At 67.6% G+C, this 6882-nt stretch carries 6 protein-coding genes; 2 read left to right on the top strand and 4 right to left on the bottom strand.

Features of this window, described 5'->3' with window-relative positions:
- From CYU89_RS18610 to CYU89_RS18595, 4 genes are all read right to left on the bottom strand, one after another.
- The coding region (locus tag CYU89_RS18610) for a serine hydrolase domain-containing protein (RefSeq protein ID WP_296283071.1) at nucleotides 1-301 on the bottom strand (301 nt) is incomplete at its 3' end.
- Between the two features lie 32 nt (nucleotides 302-333).
- Nucleotides 334-1824, bottom strand: coding sequence for a CoA-acylating methylmalonate-semialdehyde dehydrogenase (locus tag CYU89_RS18605; RefSeq protein ID WP_296283070.1), 1491 nt, complete (start codon nucleotides 1822-1824; stop codon nucleotides 334-336).
- Between the two features lie 221 nt (nucleotides 1825-2045).
- Complete coding sequence (gene ald / locus CYU89_RS18600; protein WP_296283069.1) at nucleotides 2046-3161, bottom strand: alanine dehydrogenase; 1116 nt, start codon at nucleotides 3159-3161, stop codon at nucleotides 2046-2048.
- 66 nt (nucleotides 3162-3227) lie between these two features.
- Complete coding sequence (locus CYU89_RS18595; protein WP_296283068.1) at nucleotides 3228-4601, bottom strand: aspartate aminotransferase family protein; 1374 nt, start codon at nucleotides 4599-4601, stop codon at nucleotides 3228-3230.
- Between the two features lie 209 nt (nucleotides 4602-4810).
- Between CYU89_RS18595 and CYU89_RS18590 the strand changes: the two genes are divergently transcribed.
- A complete protein-coding gene (locus CYU89_RS18590) occupies nucleotides 4811-5359 on the top strand; it encodes a cupin domain-containing protein (protein ID WP_296283067.1) in 549 nt (182 codons plus the stop codon).
- Between the two features lie 148 nt (nucleotides 5360-5507).
- On the top strand, nucleotides 5508-6882 hold a 1375-nt coding region (locus tag CYU89_RS18585), incomplete at its 3' end, for an aldehyde dehydrogenase (protein WP_296283066.1).

Below are 6882 nucleotides of genomic sequence, written 5' to 3'. Positions count from 1 at the left end.
GGCGCAGCGTCCAGCCCAGGTAGGTCGAGACGTCGGCATCGAGATCGAGCTTGCCGGCCTCTACCAGCCGCATCACGCCGATCGTGGTCACCAGCTTGGAGATGGAGGCGACACGCACGGGGTCGTCGGCGGTCACCGTGCGACCGGTGGCGAGGTCCGCCATGCCTTCCGCACGGGTACTGACGACGCCGTCGCGGTCGAAGGCGACGCGCACCAGGGCGACGGGGCCGGCCGCGGACGCCACCGTGGAGGCCGTCAGGCAGGCAAGGCAAAACAGAATGCGGAGGGAATGCAGGGACATCGGCCAGCACCTCGAGGGAACCGGCCCCGACTTTACTTCATCGTCGGCATCACGAACTCGGCGGCATGCGTCTCGGGCCAGCGGGCGGTGATCGTCTTCAATCGCGTGTAGAAACGCACGCCGTCGGGACCGTGCACGTGCAGGGGACCGAAGATCGAACGCTTCCAGCCACCGAAGCTGTGGAATGCCATCGGCACGGGGATCGGCACGTTGATGCCGACCATGCCAGCCTGAACGCGGTGGGCGAATTCGCGCGCCGCGCCGCCGTCGCGGGTGAACACGGCGGTGCCGTTGCCGTATTCGTGCTCGTTGACCAGGCGCAGCGCGGCATCGAGGTCGGGCACGCGCATCACGCACAGCACCGGCCCGAAGATCTCTTCGCGGTAGATCGTCATCTCCGGCGTGACGCGGTCGAACAGGCAGCCACCGAGGAAGAACCCATCCGCGTGCCCATCGACGACATGGCCGCGGCCATCGACGACCAGGCTCGCGCCTTCCGCAACGCCGGCATCGACATAGCCGCGCACCTTGTCGCGGTGCGCGCCGGTGACCAGCGGGCCCATTTCCGGGTCGAGGCAGCCGGGGCCGATCTTCAGCGCCGCCACTTTCGGAGCCAGCGTCGCCACCAGCGCATCCGCCGTGGCATCACCCACGCAGACCGCGACCGAGATCGCCATGCAGCGCTCGCCGGCAGAGCCGTAGCCGGCCCCCAGCAGCGCGGACACCGCGCCATCCAGGTCGGCATCGGGCAGCACGACCATGTGGTTCTTCGCGCCGCCCAGGGCCTGCACGCGCTTGCCGTTCGCGGAACCGCGCGCATAGATGTATTCGGCGATCGGCGTGGAGCCGACGAAGCTCAGCGCCTGCACGCGCGGTTCATCGAGCAGCGCGTCCACCGCGGCCTTGTCGCCGTGGACGACGTTGAACACGCCATCCGGCAGGCCCGCCTTCTTCAACAGATCGGCCATGAACAGCGCCGCGGACGGATCGCGCTCCGAGGGTTTCAGCACGAAGGTGTTGCCGCAGGCCAGCGCCACCGGGAACATCCACAGCGGCACCATCGCGGGAAAATTGAACGGCGTGATGCCGGCGACGACGCCGAGCGGTGCGTACTCGCTCCAAGAGTCCACGTCGCGGCCGACGTTCATCGAATGCTCGCCCTTGAGCAGGTGCGGGATGCCGCAGGCGAACTCCACGACTTCAAGTCCGCGGGTCACTTCGCCACGTGCGTCGGAGAGCACCTTGCCGTGCTCGGAGGTGATGATCTTCGCCAGCTCGCCGGCCTGCGCCTCGAGCAGTTCCTTGAAGCGGAACATCACCCGCGCGCGGCTCAACGGGGTCGTCGCGGCCCACGCGGGAAAGGCAGCGGACGCCGCGTCCACCGCCTGCTTCACGTCGTCGGCCGAGGCGAGCGGCACGCGTACAGTGACAGTGCCGGTGGCGGGGTCGAACACATCGCCGTGGCGGCCGCTGCCGCCTTCCACCCGCTGTCCGTTGAAGAAATGGTGCAGCGCTTCGGTCATGACGGACTACCTGGTGGAATCGCTCGCCCCGCGTGCGGGGAGAGGGTGCCCGGAGGGCGGGTGAGGGGCGACGGCGCCCGTGCGGAAGGTGCGATGAGGTGTATCGAGTGTCCGGGTGTTCGAGTGTTTCGGTGCGACGTAGGGCGGTTCGGCTCCGGCGTGCCCCTCATCCGCCCTTCGGGCACCTTCTCCCCGCATCTGCGGGGAGAAGGGACAGCGTCTTACGCCAGCGCCTCGCGCGCCGGCACGTAGGTGTAGCCCAGGTCGTCGGCGACCGCCTTGTAGGTGATCTTGCCGGCGTGCACGTTGAGGCCGTTGAGCAGGTGCTCGTCGTCCAGCAGCGCCTGCTTCGCGCCCTTGTTCGCCAGCTGCACCGCGAAGGGCAGGGTGGCGTTGGTCAGCGCGAAGGTGGACGTGCGGGCGACGCCGCCCGGCATGTTGGCCACGCAGTAGTGGATGATGCCGTCGACTTCGTACGTGGGGTTCTGGTGGGTGGTGGCCTTCGACGTCTCGAAGCAGCCGCCCTGGTCGATCGCCACGTCCACCAGCACCGAACCCGGGCGCATCAGCTTCAGCTGGTCGCGCGAGACGAGCTTGGGCGCGGCGGCGCCGGGGATCAGCACCGCACCGATCACCAGGTCGGTATCGGGCAGGCGTTCCTCGATGGCATCGCGCGTCGAGTAGATCGTGGTCAGCTGGTGGCCGTACAACTCGTCCAGATACTTCAGGCGGTCGAGCGAACGGTCGAGGATAGTGACGTGGGCGTTCATGCCCATCGCCATGCGCGCGGCGTTGATGCCGACCACGCCGCCGCCGATCACCAGCACTTCCGCCGGCTTCACGCCGGGCACGCCGCCGAGCAGCACGCCGGAGCCGCCCTGCGCCTTCTCCAGCGCGTGCGCACCGGCCTGGATCGACATGCGACCGGCCACTTCCGACATCGGCGCCAGCAGCGGCAGGCCGCCCTTGCGGTCGGTGACGGTTTCGTAGGCGATGCAGGTGGCGCCGGAGGCGACAAGCGCCTTGGTCTGCTCAGGATCGGGCGCGAGGTGCAGATAGGTGTAGAGCACCTGGCCGGGGCGCAGCATGGCGCACTCGTTCGGCTGCGGCTCCTTCACCTTGATGATCATGTCGGCGCGGGCAAAGATTTCCGCCGCGGTGTCGACGATCTCCGCGCCGGCCTTGACGTACTGCTCATCGGTCAGGCCGATGGCCTTGCCGCCGTCGCGCTGGACGATGACCTGGTGGCCATTCGAGACCAGTTCGCGCGCACCGGACGGCGTAAGGCCGATGCGGTATTCGTGGTTTTTGATTTCCTTGGGGACGCCAATCAGCATGTTGCTCTCCAGTAGCGGGAAGGGGCTTCGCGCGAGGGGGAGCGCTGGGGCCGTTGATCCGTAATTTTACGCGGTTGCCCGTATGGTGTCCGCCAGGATGTTCACGATCCGGTCGATGTGGTCCTTCTCCACGATCAGCGGGGGCGACAGGGCGATCACGTCGCCGGTCACCCGGGTCAGCAGGTGGCCTTCGTGGAAGGTGCGGGCGAAGACGTCGTAGGCCCGGGTGCCGGGCGCACCCTGGCGCGGGGCCAGTTCGATGGCGCCGACCAGGCCGAAGTTGCGGATGTCGATCACGTTCGGCAGACCCTTCAACGAATGCAGGGCCTCCTGCCAGTAGTCGCCCAGCGACAACGCCTTGTCGAACAGGTTTTCCTCTTCGTACGTGTCCAGCGTGGCGAGCGCGGCGGCGCAGGCCAGCGGATGGCCGGAGTAGGTGTAGCCATGGAACATGTCGATGGCGTTGTCGGGCCCGCTCATGAAGGCATCGAACAGGCGCTCGGAGACGAACGTGGCGCCCATCGGCACGCAACCGTTGGTGATGCCCTTGGCGGCGGTGATCATGTCCGGCGTGACGCCGAAGCGCTGCGCGCCGAAGGCATGGCCGACGCGGCCGAAGCCGGTGATGACCTCATCGAAGATCAGCAGGATGCCATGCTTGTCGCAGATCTCGCGCAGCCGCTGCAGGTAGCCCTGCGGCGGGATGACCACGCCGGCCGAGCCGGAGATCGGCTCGACGATAACTGCAGCGATCGTGGAGGCGTCGTACAGCGCGATCTGCCGCTCGAGATCTTCGGCCAGTTCGATGCCGTGCGGCGGCAAGCCCTTCGAGAACGCATTGCGCGACACGTCCAGCGTGTGGCGGATGTGCGAGACCGCGGGCAGACCCGGGCCGAACCACTTGCGGTTGTTCGGCAGGCCGCCCACCGACATGCCGCCGAAGCCGACGCCGTGGTAGCCCTTCTCTCGGCCGATGAAGCGCGTGCGCTGGCCTTCGCCGCGCACGCGGTGGTAGGCCAGGGCGATCTTCAGCGCACTGTCGACCGCTTCCGAGCCGGAATTGCTGAAGAACACCTTGTTGAGGTCGCCGGGCGCCAGTGCGGCCAGGCGCTCGGCCAGCTTGAACGGCAGCGGCGAGCTCATCGAGAAGTTGGGCGCGAAGTCGAGCGTGCCGATTTGCTGCTTCACGGCCTCGACAATGCGCGGCCGCGAATGGCCGGCGTTGCAGCACCACAGGCCGGCCGTGGCGTCCAGCACCTCGTTGCCGTCGACATCCTTGTAGTACATGCCCGACGCGCTGGCGAGCAGCCTCGGCTTGGCCTTGAACTGCTTGTTGGCCGTGAACGGCATCCAGAAGTGGTCGAGCGAGGCGGGCGCCTCGAGGTTCTGGCGGGCGTAGTGATCGGCCAGGGCGCGGGAAGAAGTGTCGTCGGCGCTCATCGCGGCTCCAGGGGGCGGGGCGGATGGGCGCAGCTTAGCGCGTTGAAAAAACTTTACAACCGTGCCGGAGCTCGGATTCGCCGCACTGTCCCGGCCCCGCCCGACTTCGTTTACTGGCCTGCCCAATATCGTGGAGAGCCCGGATTGACCGGCCTGCCCGGGGGTGTAAAGTATCCCGCAACACTTTCCGCTTTCCTGCCAGGGTGGTGATGGACATCGGCGCGCGCCTGCAACTGGTCCGCAAATCCAAAGGCCTCAGCCAGCGCGAGCTGGCCAAGCGCGTGGGCGTCACCAACAGCACCATCTCGCTGATCGAGCAGAACAAGGTCAGCCCCTCGGTCAGTTCGTTGAAGAAGGTGCTGGACGGCATCCCGATCTCGCTGGCCGATTTCTTCACCCTGGACCTGGAGAAGGGGCTGCCCGACAGCCCGTTCTATGTCGCCGACGAGCTGCCGGATGTGGGCAGCAACGGCATCCACTACTTCCTCGTGGGCCAGCACCGCCCGCAGCGCCAGATGTGCATCCTGCGCGAAGTGATGCCGCCCGGCAGCGATACCGGCGACAGCATGCTGTTGCACGACGGCGAAGAGGGCGGCGTGGTGATCGCCGGCGAGGTGGAGGTCACCGTCGGTGAGCAGGTCCGCGTGCTGAAGGCCGGCGAGGGCTACTACTTCGAAAGCCGTACGCCGCATCGCTTCCGCAATGTCGGTGAAGAAGATGCGGTGATCGTCAGCGCGAATACGCCGGCAACGTTTTGAAATCATGCCCCTCTCCCAATGGGAGAGGGGTTGGGGTGAGGGGCGAGGGAGTCCGGATGATTCGGACAACGCATCTCCGCTCGCCCCTCATCCGGCGCTTCGCGCCACCTTCTCCCGCTGGGAGAAGGGAACACAGCCAGGAGTTCCCATGAGCAACCCCCGCACGCAACAGGACTGGCAGGCCATGGCCGGTGCGCTGTCGATCCGCACGCAGGCCTTCATCGACGGCAAATACGTCGATGCCGCCTCGGGCAAGACCTTCGACTGCGTCAGCCCGATCGACGGCCGCGTGCTCGGCCGGGTGGCCGATGGGCAGGAAGAAGACATCAATCGCGCGGTCGCCGCCGCGCGCCGCAGTTTCGATGCGGGCGCGTGGTCCAACGCGCGGCCGACCCATCGCAAGAAGGTGCTGCTCAAGCTCACCCAACTGATCGAACGGCATGCCGACGAACTGGCCTTGCTGGAATCGCTCGACATGGGCAAGCCGGTCGGCGACGCGCGCAGCGTCGACGTCGCCGCGACCATCCGCTGCATGGGCTGGACGGCCGAGGCGCTGGACAAGGTCTACGGCGAAGTCGCCGCGACCGGCCAGGATGAACTCGGCCTGGTGACGCGCGAACCGCTGGGCGTGATCGGCGCGATCGTGCCGTGGAATTTCCCGCTGCTGATGGCCACGTGGAAACTGGCCCCGGCGCTGGCGATGGGCAACTCCATCGTGCTGAAGCCCTCGGAGAAGTCGCCGCTCACGGCGATCCGCCTGGCCGAGCTCGCGATCGAAGCGGGCATCCCCGCCGGCGTGCTCAACGTGGTGCCGGGCTTCGGCAAGACCGCCGGCGAACCGCTGGCGCTGCACATGGACGTGGACGGGCTGGTGTTCACCGGTTCCACCGCGGTCGGCAAGCGCCTGCTGCAATGCGCGGGCCTGTCGAACATGAAGCGCGCGTACATGGAGTGCGGCGGCAAGAGCCCGAACATCGTGTTCGCCGATGCGCACGACCTCGAGGTGGCGGCGAAGGCCGCGGCCGGCGGCATCTTCTACAACCAGGGCGAAGTCTGCACCGCGGCCTCTCGCCTGCTGGTGCAGCGCTCGATCAAGGATGAGTTCGTCGCCCGCGTGGTCGAAGCCGGCAAGGCCATGCGCCCGCGCCATCCGCTCGACCCCGGCGCGCCGATGGGCGCGATGGTCGATGAAGGCCAGACGCAGCGCGTGCTCGACTACATCGAGAAGGGCAAGGCCGAGGGTGCCCGTCTGGCGCTGGGCGGCCTGCGCGCCGACGTGGTGAACGGCGGCTGCTACATCGAGCCGACCGTGTTCGACGACGTCGCGCACGACCACACGATCAGCCGCGAAGAGATCTTCGGGCCGGTGCTGTCGGTGATCGCGTTCGACAGCGAGGAAGAAGCGCTGCGGATGGCCAACGACAGCGAGTACGGACTGGCGGCCGGCGTGTGGACGCGGGACATCAGCCGCGCCCACCGCGTGGCGCGCAAGCTGCGTGCGGGCAGCGTCTGGGTGAACTACT

Origin of the sequence: Pseudoxanthomonas sp., from assembly GCF_002863005.1 — a bacterium.
Classification (GTDB): Bacteria; Pseudomonadota; Gammaproteobacteria; order Xanthomonadales; family Xanthomonadaceae; genus Pseudoxanthomonas_A.
The sequence above is the reverse complement of the archived record's forward strand: the minus strand, read 5'-3'. Positions and strand labels throughout refer to the sequence as shown.

Excerpts from the sequence above, each read along its gene's own strand:
- CYU89_RS18595 (WP_296283068.1), bottom strand. The coding sequence starts at position 4,601 with ATGAGCGCCGACGACACTTCTTCCCGCGCCCTGGCCGATCACTACGCC.
- ald (WP_296283069.1), bottom strand. The coding sequence starts at position 3,161 with ATGCTGATTGGCGTCCCCAAGGAAATCAAAAACCACGAATACCGCATC.
- CYU89_RS18590 (WP_296283067.1), top strand. The coding sequence starts at position 4,811 with ATGGACATCGGCGCGCGCCTGCAACTGGTCCGCAAATCCAAAGGCCTC.
- CYU89_RS18605 (WP_296283070.1), bottom strand. The coding sequence starts at position 1,824 with ATGACCGAAGCGCTGCACCATTTCTTCAACGGACAGCGGGTGGAAGGC.